Origin of the sequence: Bradyrhizobium sp. USDA 336 (assembly GCF_044908355.1) — a bacterium.
In the GTDB taxonomy this organism is placed as follows: domain Bacteria; phylum Pseudomonadota; class Alphaproteobacteria; order Rhizobiales; family Xanthobacteraceae; genus Bradyrhizobium; species Bradyrhizobium yuanmingense.
In genome coordinates this window covers 5239408-5258743 of the sequence record NZ_JBIYDC010000002.1, presented here as the reverse complement: position 1 = coordinate 5258743, position 19336 = coordinate 5239408, and the positions used below count along the sequence as shown (strand labels likewise).

The 19336-nt window shown below is 64.7% G+C and carries 17 protein-coding genes and 1 pseudogene; 6 read left to right on the top strand and 12 right to left on the bottom strand.

The window, feature by feature from the left end:
* Window positions 1–86: 86 nt before the first annotated feature.
* From soxB to soxX, 6 genes and pseudogenes are all read right to left on the bottom strand, one after another.
* Window positions 87–1838: a thiosulfohydrolase SoxB gene (gene soxB, locus ABIA45_RS25690; RefSeq protein ID WP_404654231.1), complete on the bottom strand. Its 1752-nt coding sequence runs from the start codon at window positions 1836–1838 to the stop codon at window positions 87–89.
* A 49-nt stretch (window positions 1839–1887) separates the two neighbouring features.
* Window positions 1888–2193 carry a hypothetical protein gene (locus tag ABIA45_RS25685; protein ID WP_036042510.1) on the bottom strand — a complete coding sequence of 102 codons (306 nt, stop codon included), beginning with the start codon at window positions 2191–2193 and terminating at the stop codon, window positions 1888–1890.
* Entirely contained in the window at window positions 2190–3053 is an 864-nt protein-coding gene (gene soxA, locus ABIA45_RS25680) for a sulfur oxidation c-type cytochrome SoxA (protein WP_404654229.1), read from the bottom strand. The genes ABIA45_RS25685 and soxA overlap by 4 nt, the downstream gene beginning before the upstream one ends.
* Window positions 3053–3365 (bottom strand): annotated as a pseudogene (gene soxZ, locus ABIA45_RS25675) (thiosulfate oxidation carrier complex protein SoxZ). The gene soxA and the pseudogene soxZ overlap by 1 nt, the downstream one beginning before the upstream one ends.
* A gap of 15 nt (window positions 3366–3380) precedes the next feature.
* Window positions 3381–3878 carry a thiosulfate oxidation carrier protein SoxY gene (gene soxY, locus ABIA45_RS25670; protein ID WP_157285780.1) on the bottom strand — a complete coding sequence of 166 codons (498 nt, stop codon included), beginning with the start codon at window positions 3876–3878 and terminating at the stop codon, window positions 3381–3383.
* Between the two features lie 27 nt (window positions 3879–3905).
* Window positions 3906–4262 carry a sulfur oxidation c-type cytochrome SoxX gene (gene soxX, locus ABIA45_RS25665; RefSeq protein ID WP_157285781.1) on the bottom strand — a complete coding sequence of 119 codons (357 nt, stop codon included), beginning with the start codon at window positions 4260–4262 and terminating at the stop codon, window positions 3906–3908.
* A 221-nt stretch (window positions 4263–4483) separates the two neighbouring features.
* On the opposite strand from soxX, the gene ABIA45_RS25660 reads away from it, so the two are divergent.
* Window positions 4484–5158, top strand: coding sequence for a DUF938 domain-containing protein (locus tag ABIA45_RS25660; RefSeq protein ID WP_275507764.1), 675 nt, complete (start codon window positions 4484–4486; stop codon window positions 5156–5158).
* 156 nt (window positions 5159–5314) lie between these two features.
* Here the strand turns inward: ABIA45_RS25660 and ABIA45_RS25655 are convergent, their stop codons facing one another.
* Window positions 5315–7381 (bottom strand): prolyl oligopeptidase family protein, encoded by a 2067-nt coding sequence (locus ABIA45_RS25655; RefSeq protein ID WP_404654227.1) that lies wholly within the window; start codon window positions 7379–7381, stop codon window positions 5315–5317.
* Between the two features lie 188 nt (window positions 7382–7569).
* On the opposite strand from ABIA45_RS25655, the gene ABIA45_RS25650 reads away from it, so the two are divergent.
* Together ABIA45_RS25650 and ABIA45_RS25645 are read left to right on the top strand one after the other, a co-directional pair.
* Entirely contained in the window at window positions 7570–8817 is a 1248-nt protein-coding gene (locus ABIA45_RS25650) for an MFS transporter (RefSeq protein ID WP_198399894.1), read from the top strand.
* Window positions 8818–8957: 140 nt separating this feature from the next.
* Complete coding sequence (locus ABIA45_RS25645) at window positions 8958–10205, top strand: MFS transporter (RefSeq protein ID WP_404654225.1); 1248 nt, start codon at window positions 8958–8960, stop codon at window positions 10203–10205.
* Between the two features lie 105 nt (window positions 10206–10310).
* Here the strand turns inward: ABIA45_RS25645 and ABIA45_RS25640 are convergent, their stop codons facing one another.
* Both ABIA45_RS25640 and ABIA45_RS25635 read right to left on the bottom strand, forming a co-directional pair.
* A complete protein-coding gene (locus ABIA45_RS25640) occupies window positions 10311–11702 on the bottom strand; it encodes a M48 family metalloprotease (protein ID WP_074448070.1) in 1392 nt (463 codons plus the stop codon).
* A 134-nt stretch (window positions 11703–11836) separates the two neighbouring features.
* Entirely contained in the window at window positions 11837–12688 is an 852-nt protein-coding gene (locus ABIA45_RS25635; protein WP_404544488.1) for a thermonuclease family protein, read from the bottom strand.
* 269 nt (window positions 12689–12957) lie between these two features.
* On the opposite strand from ABIA45_RS25635, the gene ABIA45_RS25630 reads away from it, so the two are divergent.
* The 3 genes from ABIA45_RS25630 (at window position 12958) to ABIA45_RS25620 (ending at window position 15875) form a co-directional block, all read left to right on the top strand.
* Window positions 12958–14163, top strand: a complete 1206-nt coding sequence (locus ABIA45_RS25630; RefSeq protein WP_157285787.1) for an ABC transporter substrate-binding protein — start codon at window positions 12958–12960, stop codon at window positions 14161–14163.
* A 168-nt stretch (window positions 14164–14331) separates the two neighbouring features.
* Window positions 14332–15123, top strand: a complete 792-nt coding sequence (locus tag ABIA45_RS25625) for an enoyl-CoA hydratase (RefSeq protein ID WP_404654224.1) — start codon at window positions 14332–14334, stop codon at window positions 15121–15123.
* 2 nt (window positions 15124–15125) lie between these two features.
* Window positions 15126–15875: a hypothetical protein gene (locus ABIA45_RS25620; RefSeq protein WP_404654223.1), complete on the top strand. Its 750-nt coding sequence runs from the start codon at window positions 15126–15128 to the stop codon at window positions 15873–15875.
* A 188-nt stretch (window positions 15876–16063) separates the two neighbouring features.
* Here the strand turns inward: ABIA45_RS25620 and ABIA45_RS25615 are convergent, their stop codons facing one another.
* The 3 genes from ABIA45_RS25615 to ABIA45_RS25605 are packed head-to-tail and all read right to left on the bottom strand — an operon-like array spanning window position 16064 to window position 19136.
* A complete protein-coding gene (locus tag ABIA45_RS25615) occupies window positions 16064–16876 on the bottom strand; it encodes an enoyl-CoA hydratase/isomerase family protein (protein ID WP_404654222.1) in 813 nt (270 codons plus the stop codon).
* 17 nt (window positions 16877–16893) lie between these two features.
* A complete protein-coding gene (locus ABIA45_RS25610) occupies window positions 16894–18054 on the bottom strand; it encodes an acyl-CoA dehydrogenase family protein (RefSeq protein WP_404654220.1) in 1161 nt (386 codons plus the stop codon).
* 17 nt (window positions 18055–18071) lie between these two features.
* Window positions 18072–19136, bottom strand: coding sequence for an acyl-CoA dehydrogenase family protein (locus tag ABIA45_RS25605; protein WP_275498186.1), 1065 nt, complete (start codon window positions 19134–19136; stop codon window positions 18072–18074).
* Between the last annotated feature and the right edge of the window lie 200 nt (window positions 19137–19336).

Sequence of the window (19336 nt, the reverse complement as noted above, 5' to 3'; positions counted from 1 at the left end):
GGGTCGGAAAGAGAAGTAAGTCACTGCATGAGCAGAAAAATTTAGAAGATTATTATTATGGCCAGCATGATCGCGGACAAAACACATCATCCCAGTCCTGCAATGCCTGGATTGCCCTCGACCCCTTTCAGCGTCACGCCGGAGCCGAGCTGTTCGGGCATCATCCGGCCCGAGCGCAGATATTTGCCGACCACGTCCCACACCGGCGCGCCCTGCTGGCCGTTGACTGAGGCCCAGCCCGCGACCTTGTAGCGGTGGCTGGCGCTGAGCGCCTTGCCGCTGCCGAGCTTCAGCTCCGAGATGCGGCTGCCGATCGCAGCGTCCGGCGTGCAGGTGTAGCTGAGCCCGCCGGCACGGACCATGTCTCCGCCCTGCTGGTAGTAGGGATCGCCGTTGAAGAGGTTGTCGCAGACGTCCTCGAGCAGGTCCTTGATCTGGGCCCCCGTCATCTCCTGCACATAGGTCTCGGGATAGGTGATCGCGGTTTCCGCCAGCAGATCCTCCATCGTCATCGCCTGGCCGGACAGCGCGGTGATGCCCCAGCGGAAGCCCGGCGACAGCGCGATTTCGGCATCGAGCTCGGTGCGCAGCGCGGTGCAGATCAATTCGTCCATGGGGCCGGAGAAATTGCCGCGGCGATAAAGCAGCCGGTCGGGCGTTGCGATCTTTTCCGACCAGTCGGCCACGTGCGGCGCACGGACCCGGCCGATCAGCTCGGCCATCGCCGGATCGGGCTTCAGCAGCTCCGAATAGACCGGCAGCAACCGATACCTGACGTCGCTGACCTTGCCGCTGTCGAGCGCGAGGTCGAGCACACCCAGAAATTTTCCGTTGGAGCCGGCATTGGTGACGAGCGTCGTGCCACCTGCGTTCTTCACTGGCATAGGCTGCGGCACGGCATCATGGGTGTGGCCGCCGAGAATGACGTCGATGCCGGTGACCCGGCTGGCGAGCTTGAGGTCCACGTCCATGCCGTTGTGCGACAGCAGCACGACGGCGTCGACCTTGTCGGTGCCGCGCAAGGCATCGACATGCTTCTGCAGCTCCTCCTCGCGGATGCCAAAGCTCCAGTCCGGTGTAAACCTCCTGGGATGCGCGATCGGAGTGTAGGGAAAGGCCTGGCCGACGATCGCGATGCGATGCCCGCCGAGCTCCTTGATGACGGAAGGCTTGAACACGCGCCCAGTGGCCTTGTCGAAGGCGGGCGCGTCGTTGAACGCGGCCTCCTCAGTCAGGAACACGTTCTGCGCCAGAAACTCGCCCTTGAAGCGTTCGAGATTGTCGCGCAGCGCCTGCTCGCCATAGGTGAATTCCCAATGCCCCGTCATCGCCTCGATGCCGAGCAGATTGGCGACCTCGACCATGTCGCGGCCCTGCATCAGGTTGGCCAGCCCCGTGCCCTGCCAGAGATCGCCGCCGTCGACAAGCAGTGAACGCCGCTCGCCGACATCGGCGCGCAGGCGATCGACCAGCGTCTTCAGATGGGCAAAGCCACCGAGCTTGCCGAAGCGGCCTGCGGACTTCTCGAACTCGAAGCAAGTGAAGGCATAGGCATCGGCGCTGTCGGAGCGGATGCCGAAGCGCTCGAGAAAGGCCCGGCCGACCAGATGCGGCGGCCGTCCCGCCATCTCGCCGATGCCGATATTGACGCTGGGCTCGCGGTAATAGACCGGATTGAGCTGCGCATGCGTGTCGGTGATGTGCAGAATCCGCGCATTGCCGAACCGTTCGAGGTCATAGATGCTGGCGGCGTCAGCGCCGCAGGCGAGCCGCGGCAGGCCGATCGTTGCGGCGGCAACGCCTGCACCTTTCAGGAAATCGCGGCGGCGGATCGCCATTCAAGAATTCTCCGCGCCTCTCGTGGGGACTGCGTTCACCGCGGGCAGTCTAGCGGATTTCCATCGCCTTCCAGGCTTCTTTTTCGGAAACAGCCTGGAAGATCGACGCTTTCGCCAGCGCTTCGGCTTCCCTGGCTGCGGCCACCGCACGGCCGAAATCGCCGCCATCGGCAGCCCTTTTCGCCGCCGCCAGCGCAGACACGGTCACCGTCCACTGGTTGCGCATGCCGGCCGCCTCCTTGGAGGCGGCTTCGGCGGCGGCATAGGCCGCCTTGTAGTCCGCCTCACTCGCCGCGCGCGCGGATGGCGCAAGGCTCAAGGCGAGCAGCATGGCCAAGCCAAGTGACAGCTTCATGGCCGTGCTCCCGGTCCCGAGATCGGCAGGCCGTTGGCGACGTAGGACAGGAAATATTCGACGTCGCGATATTCATCCGACTGCGGCTCCAGCGGAACCGCGCGGGTCTGGCTGTTGCAGGTGACGAAGCGGCGGCTGGTCGTGCCCATGCCGCTCCATTCGGAGCGGTAGATCGGCATCGCGTTGAGGATGCCGAGCGCTGGGGCGAGGGTCTCGGCGCGGATGCGCTCGCCCGGGCTCTGCACGTGGCAGCTCGCGCAGGAGAAATTCATCTGGCCGCGCCGCGTGTAGAAATAGCGCTTGCCGTTCTCGTACGCCGCCAACGCGCGGGGATCATCGGGGATCTTGATGTCCATCAGCTTGCCGCGCGAGGTGTAGGCCATGTAGGCGGTGAGCGAGGCCATCTCGTCCTTGACGTAGGAATAGGGCGCCTCGCCATTGGCCTCGCGGCAGCGGTTGAGCGCAAGCTCCAGCGTGACGACCTTGCCTTCGCCGCTGTCGAAGTACGGATAGTTCTGGCGGATGCCGATGCCGCCGTTCGGAAAGCAGTCGGCATAGGTCTTGCCGTTCTTGAACGGGGTCGAGAATATCTCCTTGCCGGCCTCGAGCGCGAACTCGTAAGGCGGGAATTCCTCCTTCTCCTGCCACTGCCGCTTCATGTCCTCGTTCATGGAATACGGACCGTTGACGAAATCCTCGTGCTTCACGTTCGGAAACTTCTGGAAGAAGAAGTTCTGGAACGCCTTGGCGTCGGCGACGGGATCGACCTTGTCGGCAGCGATCACGCGCGGCGCGGCGAGCGCGAACGCGACGAGCGCAGCGCTGAGCGAGCCAAGCAGGAGGTGGATGCGGGCGTTCATCACGCGATCTTCGCGGTGGTCGTATCCGAGCCGCCCTTGTTGTCGGTCCAAGAGATCTTGAGCTCGTCGCCCTTCTTGGCGCCCTTGAAGCTGAACTTGACGTAGGGGTCCTTAGAGACCGCTGTACCCCAATCGGCGACGAACACGTCCTTGCCGTTTACACTCGAACTTCAGCTGCTGGATGAAATGTGCCGGGATCAACTCGCCCTTGGAGTCCTTGACGAGGCCGGTGTCCATGGGGTGCTGGATCAGCGTCTGCACCTCGGTGATGTCGCCGGTCGATGTTGCGCGCACGCGAATGCTGGATGCCATGTCGAACTGCCTCGCTTAGCCGCCGCAACCGCCGACGGTGACCTTGACCTCCTTGGTCGCGCTGTAGAGCTTGCCGTCGGCCTCTACGATCGCGGTCAATTTAGTGGTCCTGGCCATCTTCAGCCGGTTGGCGACGGCAGGGATCGTGCCACCGGGAATCCTGTAGCTGGCCGCCAGCGCGTTCGGGTTCTCCGCCACGAAGAACGAGATCGAGGTGACCTTATCCAGCGTCGTCGTCACCGAGATCGGCACGACACCGCCATTCTCGGCGATCTCCGGCGCATCCAGCTTGACCTTGTCCGACGGCTCGGCGGCCTTGCCGTAGAGCGCCTTGATCGCATCCGCCTCGCTCTTCTGCCTGAAGGCCTCTTCCGGATATTTGTCGTTCGCCGCGGCGCGCGCGGGCGCGAACGGCAGATTGCCGAGGCCGAGCAGCGCCACGGAGGCAGCGCCCTGAAGGATCAGGCGCCGCGTCGGATGAGGCCTCCAATGAGGCTTGGGGGTCGTGGTCATCTCAAGTCTCCTGTGGGCCGCCGGCGGTTACAGGGTCTGCAGGAAATCAACGATCGCGTCGATCTCCTGTTCGGTCAAAATCCGGTTCCGGCCGAACGGCGGCATCATGGTTTGCGGATTGCGCTTGGTCTCGTCGAAGATGATCGCAACCAGCTCGTTGCGATCGGGGTATTTGGCCTTGATGTCCTTCAGCTCCGGTCCGATCGTCCCCGGCAGGTCGCCGCCTTTGATGACGTGGCAGGTGAGGCAATTGCCCTTGCCGCGGTCGAAGGCAAGCTTCTGGCCCTCCGTCACGGTGGATTGCGCCTCCGCCGGGGCCATTGCCGCGCCGGCGAGGAGGGCCAGCGCAGCAAGCAGAGCGGGCTTGCGAGGAAAGGCGGTCAAGGCATCGTCCCGGCGTTATCTCGATGATCTCGTTTGCGGAATTGTTCAAAAGCACAAAGGCCATCGTCTGACAATCAAGACTATGCACGCGGTGAAATGGAGTTAATATCCTGCGCATTGCAACTGACGAGATAGTTCGTTCATTCGGATGGGCGTGAACTAGCAGATTATTCTCGGACGTTTGGCCGCCTTTTCCGGTTCGCATTTTCTGGGGACGTCACTTGGCTGAATATGTGGTCGAATTTGGCAGGGATGGCGGACGGGTCGAGCCGGATGGCCGGCTCGATGCGCCGGCCTTCCATCGCAATCACGAACCGATCTGGGCAGCGCTGGAAAAGCATCTCGCGGATGCGACCGGCAACGTCGTGGAACTCGGCAGTGGAACCGGGCAGCACGTGGTGCATTTCGCCCGCCACACGCCCGGCCTGATCTGGTGGCCGAGCGATCTCAATCAGCGCCACCTCAAGAGCATCGAAGCCTGGCGCGTGCATGCCGGCCTGCCGAACATCCGCCCACCCCTGCGCATCGATCTCACCGATCCCGACTGGTGTCCGGAAATGAAAAGCGGGCAGGGGCCGACCAGCCTCGCGGCCGTATTCTGCGCCAACGTCATTCACATCGCGCCCTGGGCCGTGGCCGAAGGCCTGTTCGCCGGCGCCGGCCGTTATCTGCGCCGTGACGGCAAGCTGTTCCTCTACGGCCCCTTCAAGCGCGACGGCAAGCATACCGCGCTCAGCAACGCGGTGTTCGACACCTCCTTGCGCGAGGGCAATCCCGAATGGGGCGTGCGCGACGTCGTCGACGTCGAGAAGCTGGCGAAGGCGGCAGGCCTCGGCCTCATCGACACGATCGAGATGCCCGCGAACAATCTGACGCTGGTGTTCGCAAGAGGCTAGGAGGTCGTCATGCCCTGGCTTGTCCCGCCTGCGCGGCCGAAGCCGCTTCGGCGAGGCGAAGGCCCGGGCATCCACGTTCTTCGGGCGGTAAGGCAAGGCGTGGATGGCCGGGTCAAGCCCGGCCATGACGATGTGGAGACGTCAGCGCACCCGCCTCTAGCCTTCATCCCTCCACCCGATCTTCTCCTTCAAGAACCGATAGCCCAGCACCTCGAAACCGGCGCGCTCCTTGTTGTCCTTGCCGTAGCCGTGGCCGCCTGCCGGCGGCTCGTAGAACCAGGCCTCATAGCCCATGGCCTGCAGCTTTGCCGCCATCTTGCGGGCATGGCCGGGATGGACGCGGTCGTCGCGCCGCGTGGTCGCGATCAGGATCGGCGGGTACGCCTGGCCGCCCCTGACGTTGTGATAGGCGGAATAGGTCTTCAGCCATTCCCATTCGTCGGGCTTGTCGGGATCGCCATATTCCGCGATCCAGCTCGCGCCGGCGAGCAGCTTGGTGTAGCGGCGCATGTCGATCAGCGGGATGGTACAGAACAATGCGCCGAAACGCTCGGGGTAGCGTACCAGCATGTTGGTGATGAGGATGCCGCCGTTCGATCCGCCCTGCGCGGCGATGCGTTTTGCGCTCGTCACACCGCGGCGGACGAGATCGGCGGCGACGGCGGCGAAATCGTCGTGAGAGAGCTTCTTGCCGGCAAGCCGTCCGGCATCGTGCCAGCGCGTGCCGAACTCGCCGCCGCCGCGCAGATTCGCCTGCACAATCGTGCCGCCGCGCTCCAGCCACAGCTTGCCGAGCGAGGAATTATAGTACGGCTTCACTGAAACGCCGAAGCCGCCATAGGCGCTCAGATAGACCGGCGCATCGCCGGTCTCGCCAGCGGGGCCGGTCTGCACATAGGGGATGCGCTCGCCGTCAACCGAGATCGCCTCGTGCTGGATCACAACGAGGCCATCGGCGGTGAACGTCTTCGGCGCCTGCTTCAGCACGATCGGGCTTGCGATGCCGCGCTCGATCAGCAGCAGCGCCGGCGGCGTCAGCGGATTCTGCACATTGGCGAGCAGATCGCCATTGCTCTCCGATGCATGGCGGTCGAGCGGCCAGACATCGACGACGCCGATCTGCGGCAGGCCGCCAAGTGTCTCGCGGCTCCAGCTAGTGGCGGACGGTGTGCAGATCTCGAAGCGAGGTTTGAGCTCGTCGAGAATCGACAGCACCAGCTTTCCTGCCGCCCAGAACAACCCTTGCAGCGCGCGCCGCGGTGCGGGCTCGAACAGGACGACAAAATCGCGGCTGCCGGCGAGGAAGGCCGAGAGCGAGATGCCGAGCACGGTGTCGGTGGCATAGGTCCGGCCATCGACCTGCCAGTCCTTGCGTAGCTTCATCGCGAACCAGTCGCCATGCGCCTGCATCCAAATCCCGGTCGGCAGATCGAGCTTCGTCGTCGTGCCGGCCGCATCGCGCAGCCAGACGGTGTGGTTGAAGAAGTCGATCTGGTCGACGATCCAGACCCGGGGCGCCGCTCCGGTGTCGTCGGCCATGCCATAGATCACCATGTGATCGGCGGTGGTCTCGAGGACCATCTGCGCCTGATCGACCGGCTGGCCGCGCCGCCACAGGCGGACGGTGCGCGCATAGCCCGAGCTCGTCGCCATGTCCTCGCCATGCGCGCTTGACAGCAGCAGCGTGTCGGCATCGAGCCAGTCGACGCCGCCTTTCGCTTCCGGCAGCGCAAAGCCGTTCGCCACGAAACTTTTCGTGGCGAGGTCGAATTCCCGCAAGGTGACGGCGTCGCTGCCGCCGCGCGACAGGCTCAGGATCGCCCGCGAGCTTCCCGGCATCGTGGCGATACCGCTAAGCAACCAGTCCTCGTCTTCGCTTCTCGCGAGCTGGTCGATGTCCAGCATGGTCTCCCATGCCGGATCGGCTTTACGAAATTCCGCAAGCGAAGTCCGTCGCCACAGGCCGCGCGGGTTGGCGGCATCTTTCCAGAGATTGTGCAGGTCGTTGCCGCGCCGGCTGACATAGGGAATGTTGTCCGGTCGGTCATAGATCGCCGCGAGGATGTCGCGATCGTGCTCGAAGGCCTTGCCGCCGAACGCGGCGAGCGTCAGGCTGTTCTGCCGCTCGACAAAATCGAGCGCTTGCCGGCCCTCGATCTCCTCCAGCCACAGCCAGGGATCGTCGTCGGGCGCTTGAAGCGTGGGCCTGTCGTCGACGGACATGAAGGTAACTCCCGGGAAGATGGCGGCGGATAGGATTTGATCGAGCGCAAGCCGTCAAGGGTGCGCAGCGTTATCATTCCAGCGATTGCGTCAGGGGCATGGCCCGCGCCCGTTTGCGCCGGTTGCCGGCCCTCTCTCACCCCTCCATAGTGCCGCGAATCAACAGAGCCCTTTGGGCGGAAATGCCGATGCTGGACGTGACTGCCGCCAATGAGATCGCCGACGACGCCCGCGTGCGCGCCAACGTGGTGCGCCTCGCCGCCGCGCAGGCGCTGACCGGCGCCAACTCGGCCGTGATCTTCGCCACCGGTGCGATCGTCGGCGCCACGCTCGCGCCGGACATGTCGTTCGCGACTGTGCCGATCTCGATGTATGTGGTCGGGCTCGCCGCCGGCACACTGCCGACCGGTGCGATCTCGCGCCGCTTCGGCCGCCGCGCCGCCTTCGTCATCGGCACGGGTCTCGGTACGCTCACCGGTCTGCTCGGCTCGTTCGCGATCCTGCGCGGCTCGTTCGCGCTGTTTTGTCTGGCGACTTTCCTCGGCGGTCTCTACGGCGCGGTGGCGCAATCCTATCGCTTCGCAGCCGCCGACGGCGCCAGTGCGGCCTACCGGCCGAAGGCCGTGTCCTGGGTGATGGCGGGCGGCGTGTTCGCCGGCGTGCTCGGTCCGCAGCTCGTGCAATGGACCATGGATGTCTGGCAGCCTTATCTGTTCGCCTTCAGCTTCCTGGTGCAGGCCGCCGTCGCGCTGATCGCGATGGGCATCGTCGCCGGCGTCGATATGCCGAAGCCCGCGCCGGCCGATCTGCACGGCGGCCGGCCGCTGCTCACGATCGTGTCTCAGCCGCGCTTCATCGCGGCGGCGCTGTGCGGCGTCATCTCCTATCCCATGATGAACCTGGTCATGACCTCGGCGCCGCTTGCGATGAAGCTGTGCGGCCTGTCCGTGTCCGATTCCAATTTCGGCCTGCAATGGCACATCGTTGCGATGTACGGGCCGAGCTTCTTCACGGGCACGCTGATCGCGCGCTTCGGCGCTCCGAAGATCGTCGCCGCCGGCCTGCTGCTGGAGGCGGGTGCCGCCATCATCGGTCTCTCCGGCCTCACGGCGATGCATTTCTGGGCGACGCTGATCGTACTCGGCGTAGGCTGGAATTTCTCCTTCATCGGCGCCTCCGCGCTGGTGCTGGAGACGCATCGCCCGCAGGAGCGCAACAAGGTGCAGGCCTTCAACGATTTCCTGGTGTTCGGCATGATGGCGATCGGCTCGTTCTCGTCGGGCCAGCTGCTCGCCAATTACGGCTGGTCCGCGGTGAACCTCGTGGTGTTCCCGCCGGTGGTGCTGGGTCTTGCGGTGCTCTCGCTGGTCTCCTGGGCGAAGCGCCGCAAGGCGCGGCTGGAGGCGGCCATGGGCGAATTCCCCGACGCGGTCTAGTTTGGCAAGAGGCTGTCAGCAGCGTTGATACTTCGATGCAGGTCGAAGTGATTTTCGAGAGCCGCGTTGTTACATGATGCTCGTCATGAAGAGGCGAGCGCAGAGCCGGGCGCTTGCGGGGATGCGAAGGAGAAGCGCAAATGCTCGACAGTCCCCGCCACGCTGTGCCAATCGACGAATCCTCGCTCCGCTATGAAGGCTGGCGCATCGTCGCGGTCTGCTTCGTGCTCGCCACCTTCGGCTGGGGGCTTGGCTTCTACGGCCAGAGCGTCTATGTCGCCGAGCTGCAGCGCGCGCGGGGCTGGCCGGCCTCGCTGATCTCCTCCGGCACCACGTTCTTCTACCTATTCGGCGCGCTGTTGGTCGTCTTCGTCGGCGAGGCCGTGCGGAAATACGGCCCGCGGCTCAGCCTGATCGCCGGGACGCTGGCGATGGCGGCGGCTGCGGTCGCGATCGGCGCGGTGCGCGAGCCCTGGCAGCTCTATCTCGCCGATGCCGTGCTCGCCTTCGGCTGGGCCGGCACCAGTCTCGCCATGATCACCAACACGATCAGCCTGTGGTTCGACCGGAAGCGCGGCATGGCGATCAGCCTCGCGCTCAACGGCGCCAGCTTCGGCGGCATCGTCGGCGTGCCGCTGCTGGTGATGCTGATCGGCCATGTCGGCTTTGCCAGCGCGATGTACGCCGCCGCCGGCGCCATGCTCGTGCTGCTCCTGCCAGTCATCCTCCTTCTCGTCGGCAGCCCACCCGATCGCCAGGGCTTCCACGCGAGCGCGAAAACGAAGCCGCAATCATCGACGGAGATCCGCGCCTGGGCGCTGCGCGACGTTGGTTTCCTCACGGTGACGATCGCCTTCGCCCTGGTACTGTTCGCCCAGGTCGGCTTCATCGTGCATCTGATCTCGTTTCTCGATCCCGTGATTGGACGCGAGCGCGCCGCATTGGCCGTCGCGGTGCTGACCGCAATGGCGGTGGTCGGCCGCGTGCTGTTCTCGCTGGTGATCGACCGCATCAATCAACGCCTCGCGTCCGCGCTGTCGTTCCTCAGCCAGGCCGCCGCGCTTCTCGTCGTCGTCAACTTGCACAACGATTACGTGCTGATCGCGGCCTGCGCCGTCTTCGGCTTTTCGGTCGGCAACCTCATCACGCTGCCCTCGCTCATCGTGCAGCAGGAGTTCGACTCCGCCGCCTTCGGCGTGCTGATCAGCCTCAACACGGCGATCAACCAGGTGACCTACGCGTTCGGTCCCGGCGTGGTCGGTTTCCTGCGCGATCTCTCCGGCGGCTATACGCTGCCCTTTTACCTCTGCATCGCGCTGGAGGTGATGGCGGCGGCGCTGATCATGGTGCGGGGGAAGCCGCGTCTCTCTGAGATGACATCCGCTTAGCGCGGCGTCGGAGCATGATCCGGAAAAGTGTGTAGCGGTTTTCCGAAAAGATCATGCTCAAAGGAATAACCTAAAGCGCGATGACGATCCCAATCGCATCGCGCTTTAGTCCGCCACGATCTTGACGCGGTCGCGCACCTTCACCTGCGCGGTGCGATCGAGGCCGTTCAGGACGCGGAAGCGCTCGGCGGGATGGTCGACGCCGGCCATGCGGTGGGAGAGCGACTCCACGGTATCGCCGGGCTGCACGGTGATGACCTTGATGCGCAGCGGGCGCGCGGCCTGGATTTCCTCCAGCGTCAGCCGGCGGAACGAGTTGACCGTCTCGCGCGCATTCCGCTCGCTCTCGGTCGATTTCTGCCGTGCCGCGAAGATGAAGCGATAGACGTCGCTGCCGAAGCGCAGCGCATAGACCTTGAACTGCCACTGGTCGCCCTTGGCGGTGGCGGACGCCGCTGGAAAACCGTTGACGGTGAGATCCTCGGTCGAAGCCTTCTCGACGCCTTCCATCCAGCCGGAATTGAGGTAGTCGCCGAGCGACTGTTCGGCCGGCACGCGCACGACGTCGAAGCGCATCGCCTGCGCGCCGCCCTCGCGGACGCCGATCACGGCCTGCGCGGTGTTGTCGAGCGTGAAATTGTCCGGCGCCTGGAAGGTGAAGCCGAGCTTCGGATGCAGGAAGCGCCGGCCGCGGACAAAACCTTCGCTCGGGTCCTCGCCATAGACGAGGTTGTCGATCGCGGCGAGATAGCTTTCGCGATCGCGCTCGGCGCCTTCAGGCGCGGTGTATTGGCGGGCAATGTTCTGCGCGTTCTGGACGCGTTCCGGAGTTGCCGGATGCGACGAGGTGAAGTCCTGCGCGCGCGGATCGAGCGAGCTCTTGCCGGCCTTCAGCTCGGCATTTCGCTCCATCGCGGACAGGAAGCGCGCCGCGCCGTACGGGTCGAAATGCGCCTTGGCGGAGATGCCGACGCCGATGCCGTCGGCCTCGAACTCCTGCTTGCGCGAGAAGCTCGCCATGGTGAGCTTGGTCTTGGCTAGCGCCAGCGCGGTGAGGTCGGGATCGTTGCTCATGTCGGTGACGACGCGGGTGACGATCGCGGCCTGGCGGGCCTGATCCTCGCGCATTGCCGCGTGCTTGGACAGCACATGCGCCATCTCGTGGCTGAGCACGGAGGACAATTCGGAGGTGTCGCTGGCGAGCGCCAGCAGGCCGCGCGTGACATAGAGCTGGCCGTTGGGCAGCGCGAAGGCGTTCACCGCCCCGGAATTGAGGATGGTGACCTTGTATCCCTGGTCGGGCCGCTCGGAGGCCGCGACCAGCCGGTCGACGGTCTTGCTGACGAGCGCCTCGAGCTTGGGATCGTCATAGGTCCCGCCATAGCTCGCCAGGATGCGCTCGTGCTCCTTCTCGGTGGCCGGGGTTTGGGCGACGGCGGGCTTCGGCTTCGGCATCGCGACGGCTGCCGGGGTCGCCGCAGTCTGGAACCGGCCCATATCGCCGCAGCCAGCGAGAAGTCCGCCCAGCGCAAGGCAAAGCGCGGCCGGCGCAGCCCGCAGGCGGCGGCAATCGCCCAGTCCGTGCCGTTCTAGCACCCCATTCACGTCGTTTAACCCGTGCCCGGCCTGTCTTAAGGCCTTACCCCTGTCGGCTCGTTTGTGCCCAGCAACTCGATCTGCCCCACGAGGCGTACATCGATGCGTGGCCCCGTATTCCCCTCAACCCAGCCCCGAACGCGAATACGCCGATTCTCCAGGGACTTAAGGGCCATACCAGCGCTTTCGAACGCCGCTAGCGTGCGCTTTGAAATAGTCACGGCAAAGCCGCGTGTCCAGTTTCGTCCGAAGTTGAGGTAGGTCGTTGCCCCAGCTTGCCGGACCGACAGGACTTTGCCCTCGACCACCGTAAAGCGCCCGATCTCCGCCAAAATATCGTCCGGACTTTCCGCGTTTTTTATGGCCGACGGGTCAGCCCAGCTGCCCATTTTTTGGCGCCGCGCCGCTGCTTCGGACGCCATCAGGGCGGCCGCGCAGTCCTTGTCCAGGATCTCGGCGGAGGCGATGGCATCGCCCCGAGCGAGCAGCATGGCCTGCACCGAGATGTCGCTTTCGCCGATGAAGACAAGCGCGCTCTGGCGGCCGTAGCGATCAGGCGTGTCGTCAGCGCTCCGCAGCATCACGTCGTGACCGGCGAGCAGCGAGGTCAGCGCCTGCTTCGTGGTCGCGGTCGGCGCGATGCCGCTGAGGCGGATCTCGCGCCCGTCATCGAGCCGCACGCTGCGCGCATCGACGATGGCAGCGACGCGGCCTTCGCCTTGGGACTCGAACTGGCAGGGGCCCGCGAATGCCGAGCTACTTGCGACGAGAAGACATGCGAGGATGAAGCGAAGCTGTTGCGTCACGTGATCCGGAGAGGTTGCATTGCGCGGTAACCATACCTCATGCGTAGTGGGGCACGAAGAGGTTTCGTCGTACTCCGTCATTGCGAGCGCAGCGAAGCAATCCAGACTGCGTCTGCGGAAAGATGCTGGATTGCTTCGCTGCGCTCGCAATGACAGCGGAGATGCATCGTGCGTCTACTTACCATTCCGTTTTGCGGAAAACGCGCGCGGCAATCGTACGCTTGCATCGCACCTGCGCTTGCTGCGCTCTTGCGCATGCGGCATGATTGCGGCAACAGCGAACAGCAATAACCCAAGAGCAATAACCAAGCCGCCATCAGAGCACGGCGCGATAAGGGAGGTCGTTTTCGATGAAGACTATTTTGTCCGGCATTTTTGCCGCCGCGTTTGCCCTCAATGCGAGCGCCGCACAGGCTCAGGACAAGCCGCCGCTGAAGATCGGCGGCATCCTCGACATGTCGAGCCTTTATGCAGATATCACCGGCTCCGGCAGCGAGACTGCGGCGAAGATGGCGGTCGAGGATTTCGGCGGCGAGGTGCTGGGGCGCAAGATCCAGGTGCTGGCAGCCGATCATCAGAACAAGGCCGATCTCTCCGCCAACATTGCCCGCGACATGCTCGACAACCAGGGCGTCGAGATGATCTACGACGTCGCGGCCTCCGCGACCGCACTCGCCGCCGGCGAGATCGCAAAAGCGCGCAACAAGATCATCATGTTCAACGGGCCGGGCTCGATCCGTCTCTCCAACGAAGCCTGCGGCCCCTACACCATCCACTACGTGTTCGATACTTACGGTCAGGCCAACGTGACCGGCCTCGCAACCGTGAAGTCGGGCCTCGACAGCTGGTTCTTCCTCACCGCCGATTACGCCTTCGGCCAGGATCTGGAGAAGGACACCAGCGCCGTCGTGACCAAGACCGGCGGCAAGGTGCTCGGCAGCGTCCGCCATCCGCTCAACACGTCGGATTTCTCGTCCTTCCTGCTCCAGGCCCAGGCTTCCAAGGCCAAGGTGATCGGGCTCGCGAATGCCGGCGGCGACACCATCAACGCCATCAAGCAGGCGGCGGAGTTCGGCATCACCAAGGGCGGCCAGAAGGTCTCGCCGCTGCTCGCCTTCGTCACCGATATCGACTCGATCGGGCTCGAGACCGCGCAGGGGCTGCTGCTCGCGGAAGCGTTCTACTGGGACCTCAACGACGACACGCGTGCGTTCTCGAAGCGCTTCATGGAGCGCACCAAGCGGGTGCCGACCTCGGCCCAGGCCGGAGTCTATTCCTCCATCACGCATTACCTGAAAGCCGTGAAGGCCGCCGGCACGACCGACGCCGCGGCGGTGATCAAGCTGATGAAGGAGACGCCGATCAACGACTTCTTCGCCAAGAATGGCAAGATCCGCGAGGACGGCCGCATGATCCACGACATGTACCTGTTCGAGGTGAAGAAGCCGTCGGAGTCCAAGGGGCGCTGGGACGATTACAAGCTGCTCGCCACCGTCCCGGGCAACGAGGCGTTCCAGCCGCTGGAGCAGTCGCGCTGCCCGCTGGTGAAGAAGTGACGGCGTGACCAGCGAGCCAAATAACCGGTTGTCATCCCGGGGCGCGACGAAGTCGCGAGCCCGGGATCCATAACCACCATCGTGAGTATGGATTCCGGGCTCGCGCCAAGAGGCGCGCCCCGGAATGACGGAGCAAAATCGAAGCATTGAACAAGAGGCAAGCACCCAATGAGCAACGACATGGTCCTGCAAAAGCTCGAAGGCGGGCTGCTCACCATCACGATGAACCGGCCGGAGCGGAAGAACGCGCTCAATCCCGAGATGGTCGCCGGGCTGGTCGAGGCGGCGCGGCGCGCGGCCGATGATCCCGAGGTGCGGGCGGTGCTGTTCAAGGGCGCCGGCGGCTCGTTCTGCGTCGGCGGCGACGTCAAGTCGATGGCGCAGGGGCGCGCGCCGCTGCCGTTCGAGCAGAAGCTCGCAAACTTGCGTCGCGGCATGGAGGTTTCGCGCATCCTGCATCAGATGCCAAAGCCCGTGGTGGCGCAGCTCGACGGCGCGGCGGCCGGCGCCGGCCTGTCGATGGCGCTGTCCTGCGACCTGCGGATCGCCTCCGAATCCTGCAAGATCACCACCGCTTTTGCCAAGGTCGGCTTCTCCGGTGACTACGGCGGCACCTATTTCCTCACCCAGCTGCTCGGCAGCGCGCGGGCGCGCGAGCTCTATCTGATGTCGCCGGTGCTCACCGCGAAGGAGGCCCATGCGATCGGCATGGTAACGAAGGTCGTGCCCGATGCCGAGATCGACGCTGCCGCGCACGAGCTCGCGCTGTCGCTGGCTCAGGGGCCGTCGATCGCGCTCGGCTTCATCAAGCGCAACATCAACAACGCCGAGCACCTGGCGCTGGAGGATTGCTTCGACGGCGAGGCGATCCATCACACCCGTTGCGGCGACACCGAGGATCACAAGGAGGCGGCCAAGGCCTTCGTCGACAAGCGCAAGCCGAGCTTTAGGGGCGCATGACCATGGCGCCCTATATCCGGCTGCGTCAGATCTGCCTGGTTGCCCCGCAGCTCGAGCCCGTCATCACGGATATCGGTCGGATCATGGGTCTCGCCGTCTGCTACCGCGACGGCAATGTCGCAAAGTACGGTCTGGAGAACGCGCTGCTCCCGGTCGACACGATCCTGCTGGAGGTGGTCGCGCCGTTCAAGGACGGCACCACGGCCGGCCGCTTCATCGAGAAGACCGGCGGCCGCGGCGGCTACATGGCGATCTTCTGCTGCGACGATCCGGACGAGCGCGGCCGCAACGCCAATGCGCTCGGCGTGCGCACCGCCAATGTCATCGACCACGCGCCGTATCACGGCGTGCAGCTCCACCCCCGCGACTGCCGCGCAGCCTTCATCGAGTTCAATCACACCGAAGGCAGCGACGACATCCTCGGGCCGTATCCTCCGGCCGGACCGGACTGGCAGAAATTCATCCGCAAGGATGTGACCGAGGCACTGACGGCGGTGGAGATGCAGAGCCCGGATCCCGCGGGGCTGGCCGAGCACTGGGGCAGGATCATCGGAATTGCGCCGAGTGGCGATGCCGAATTGAAGCTGCCCAATGCGACCTTTCGCTTCGTGAAGGGCGCCAGCGAGATCATGAGTGCGCTGGAGTTTCGGGTGACCGACGCGGCGCAGGTGCTGCATACCGCCAAGGCAAAAGGGCTCGCGGTTGCGGGCAACGAGTTTCTGCTGGGCGGAGTGACGTTCCGCGTGAGTTGATCGCGTTCAAACCCTCTCCCCTCCCCTTGTGGGAGAGGGTGGCTTCGCGCCAGCGAAGCCGGGTGAGGGGGTCTCTCCGCCAGTGAATCTCTTGCGGTTGAATGCGCTGAAACAACCCCTCATCCGGCGCTTCACGCCACCTTCTCCCACAAGGGGAAAAGGAAGAAGAGGCGCTCATCGCCGCGGAACTACCGCCCTTTGAAATTCGCGACCCGCCGCTCTTCCGTGGCCTTCACGCCTTCCTTGAAATCTTCCGTCGCGCGCAGCCGCGTCTGCTCGGCGAGTTCGTGATTGGTCGCGGCCATCACGCGGTCGGCAAGGCCATTGCGCATCGTGGCGCGGGTGGAGAGAAGGCCGAGCGGGGAGCATTCGGCGATCTCGCCGGCGAGCTTCATCGCGGCCGCCTTGACCTGGTCCTGCGGCACCAACTCGTTGGCGAGGCCCCATTTGTAGGCTTCCTCGCCGGTGACGCGGCGGCTGGTGTAGAACATCAGCTCGGCGTTGTTCTTGCCAATCAGCTCCGGCAGCGTCACGGTCAGGCCGAAGCCGGGATGGAAGCCGAGTTTTGTGAAGTTTGCGGAGAAGCGCGCTTCAGGACAGGTGACGCGGAAGTCGGCCGACACTGCAAGCCCGAGACCGCCACCGATGGCCGCGCCCTGCACGGCGGCAACGATCGGCTTCTTGGCGCGGAAGATGCGCACGGCCTGGATGTAGAGATGGTTGATCGGGCCGAGACTGTCGGCGGGATCGCCCTTTTTCTCGGCCTCGCGCGCCTCCTGGGCCTGCCGCGCCGGATCGCCGAAATTGGCGCCGGCGCAGAACGCCTTGCCCTGCGCGGAGAGCACGGAGGCACGGATCTCGATGTCGCGGTCGAACTCGTCGAGCGCGTCCGCGATCTGGTTGATCAGCGAGATATCGAAGAAGTTGAGCGGCGGACGGCGGATCTCGATGGTGCCGACATGCCCGACCTTCTCGACGCCGATATCTTGATAGGTGCTCATGATGATCCTCGATTGAATTAGCGCAGACCCAAGCCGCGGGCGATGATGCCGCGCAGCACCTCGGTGGTGCCGCCCTGGATGGTGAGTTTCGGCGCGGTCTTGATCGCGAAGTCGAGCTGCCGCTCCAAGGTCTCGCGGTTGCTCGCGGTCTCCTCGACGAAGGCGGCGAGATCGCGCACGCGATGCGGCAGCTGCTGCTCCCAGACCGTGCCAATGTCCTTGACGATGGACGCCTCGACCACCGGCTCCTTGCCGGCTTCGAGCATGCCGGCCACCGAGACCGACATCCGCCGCATGGTGTGGAGCTGCGCGACCAGGCGGCCGATGCCCTCGGCGCTGCGCGTGTCGGGATTGGAGCCGACCGCGCGGACCAGCTCGGTCAGCACGTAATAGGTTTCGAGGAAGCGTTCGGGGCCCGAGCGCTCATAGGCGAGCTCGCTCGTCGCCTGCTTCCAGGCGCCGTCGACTTCGCCGAGCACATGGTCATCGGGAATGAAGTGATCGGTGAAGACCACCTCGTTGAACTCGTACTGGCCGGTGATCTGGCCGATCGGGTTCACCTTGATGCCCGGTTGCTTCATCTTGACCAGGAACTGCGTCAGGCCGTGGCGGCGGTTCTCCTTGGTCGGCGGCGAGGTCCGGAAGATCGCGATCATGTAGTCGGCGATATGCGCCGACGAGGTCCAGATCTTGGTGCCGTTGATGAGATAGCCGCCCTCGGTCTTGGTCGCGCGCGTCTTCGCCGCGAACAGGTCGGAGCCCGAGTTCGGCTCGCTCATGCCGATCGCAAAGCAGATCTCGCCGCGGCAGATCCGCGGCAGGATCTCCATCTTGATATGCTCGGGCGCGTATTTCAAAAGCACCGGCCCGCTCTGGCGGTCGGCGACAAAGAAGCGCCGCGTCGGCGCATTGGCGACGCGCATCTCCTCAGTCACTACGTAGCGCTCGAGGAAGGAGCGTTCCTGGCCGCCATACTTTTTCGGCCAGGTCATGCCGAGCCAGCCTTTGGCGCCGACCCGGCGGGAAAATTCCGGCGCGTCGGTGTCCTCGCGATTGGGCTTGTGCGGATCGAAAGTGCCGGCGGCGATTTCCTCGGCGAGGAAGGCGCGCACTTCCTTGCGCAATTGCTCGCATTTCTCCGGCAGGCGGATCGGATCGAAACGGAGGGCAGCGGTCATTGTGTCTCGTCCCCTGATCAGCGCGATGCCACGAGCGGCCACAATTCGTCGGCGCCGCGATTTGCCACGAGCTTGCCGAGTTCGACGGCCCAGTAGCTTTCCGAGCCGAAATCGTCGCGCCAGGCCAGCGCGCGCAGCGAATAGCGGTGCAGGATGTGCTCCATGGTGAAGCCGATCGCGCCATGGACTTGATGCGCGATGCCGCCGCCCTTCTCGGCAGCTTCCGCGCAGCGGATCTTTGCCGAGGCGGCTTCGAGATAGATCTCGTCGTTGAACGATCTTGCATTGGCGATGGCGTCGGCGGCGGACGTCGCCGCCGCAAGCGCCGCGGCGGATTCGCCGGCGAGGCGGGCGAGATTGTGCTGCACCGCCTGGAATTTCGAGATCTTCTTCTCGAAGGCGACGCGCTCGTTGGAATAGCGCACGGAAATGTCGAGCATGGATTCGAGGGCGCCGGCGATCTGGAGGCTACGCGCGACGCCGCCCATCAGCATAAGATGGGTCTGCTCAAAGCCCTTCGGCGCGGGCTTGATGGCGACGGGCTGGACCTTGTCGAGCATGACGGTATCGCTGTGGTCGTAGCCGACATTGAGCCCGGCCTCGATCCGCGCCTTGGCCGCGTCGATCAGGGCAATGGAAGCACCGTCCTTGCCGTGTGCCAGGACCGCAAAATGCTTCGCTGCTTTTGCAAAGGGCACGCCGCGCGCGCGACCGGAGAGCGCACCGTCGGCATCGAGGGTGATACGGTCCTTCGGGGACGCCGGCACGATCGTCATCTCGCCTTCGGGGGAAGCGATCTTCGCCTGTGCCAGCAGCCATCCCGCCAGCATGGTCTCGGCCAGCGGCACCGCGACTGCGAAACGGCCGGCGGCGTTCAGCAGCGCAAAGCCGTCGGCGAGGCTCGCGCCCGAGCCGCCGAGATCGTCCGGCACCCAGGACAGCGGCAGGCCGGCTTCGCTCAGCGCCTGCCACAGCGGCGCCTGCCAGGAATTCTTCTTGTCGTTGTTGATGGTTTGCGGATCGGCGAGATCGGCGAAGATCTTCTCCGCGGTCTCGACGACGATATTGTCACTCTCCGCCACAGCGTTCCCCGTATCTTGCCATTGGCGCGTCCGGTCTGATCGGCCAGTGCGCAGTCTCTTCTTGCGCCCGATGATCGGAAAAAGCCATGGCCCTGACAAGCGTTGATCGCAGGTCCATCTGCGGCGCCGGCATAGGGCCAGGCTTCAGGAAATGCTAATTCCGCTTAGCGGAGTTTGCTCGATTTGCAGGGCGCGGCAAA

Excerpts from the sequence above, each read along its gene's own strand:
- soxB (WP_404654231.1), bottom strand. The coding sequence starts at position 1,838 with ATGGCGATCCGCCGCCGCGATTTCCTGAAAGGTGCAGGCGTTGCCGCC.
- ABIA45_RS25685 (WP_036042510.1), bottom strand. The coding sequence starts at position 2,193 with ATGAAGCTGTCACTTGGCTTGGCCATGCTGCTCGCCTTGAGCCTTGCG.
- soxA (WP_404654229.1), bottom strand. The coding sequence starts at position 3,053 with ATGAACGCCCGCATCCACCTCCTGCTTGGCTCGCTCAGCGCTGCGCTC.
- soxY (WP_157285780.1), bottom strand. The coding sequence starts at position 3,878 with ATGACCACGACCCCCAAGCCTCATTGGAGGCCTCATCCGACGCGGCGC.
- ABIA45_RS25655 (WP_404654227.1), bottom strand. The coding sequence starts at position 7,381 with ATGTCCGTCGACGACAGGCCCACGCTTCAAGCGCCCGACGACGATCCC.
- ABIA45_RS25650 (WP_198399894.1), top strand. The coding sequence starts at position 7,570 with ATGCTGGACGTGACTGCCGCCAATGAGATCGCCGACGACGCCCGCGTG.
- ABIA45_RS25645 (WP_404654225.1), top strand. The coding sequence starts at position 8,958 with ATGCTCGACAGTCCCCGCCACGCTGTGCCAATCGACGAATCCTCGCTC.
- ABIA45_RS25640 (WP_074448070.1), bottom strand. The coding sequence starts at position 11,702 with ATGGGCCGGTTCCAGACTGCGGCGACCCCGGCAGCCGTCGCGATGCCG.
- ABIA45_RS25635 (WP_404544488.1), bottom strand. The coding sequence starts at position 12,688 with ATGACGGAGTACGACGAAACCTCTTCGTGCCCCACTACGCATGAGGTA.
- ABIA45_RS25630 (WP_157285787.1), top strand. The coding sequence starts at position 12,958 with ATGAAGACTATTTTGTCCGGCATTTTTGCCGCCGCGTTTGCCCTCAAT.
- ABIA45_RS25625 (WP_404654224.1), top strand. The coding sequence starts at position 14,332 with ATGAGCAACGACATGGTCCTGCAAAAGCTCGAAGGCGGGCTGCTCACC.
- ABIA45_RS25620 (WP_404654223.1), top strand. The coding sequence starts at position 15,126 with ATGGCGCCCTATATCCGGCTGCGTCAGATCTGCCTGGTTGCCCCGCAG.
- ABIA45_RS25615 (WP_404654222.1), bottom strand. The coding sequence starts at position 16,876 with ATGAGCACCTATCAAGATATCGGCGTCGAGAAGGTCGGGCATGTCGGC.
- ABIA45_RS25610 (WP_404654220.1), bottom strand. The coding sequence starts at position 18,054 with ATGACCGCTGCCCTCCGTTTCGATCCGATCCGCCTGCCGGAGAAATGC.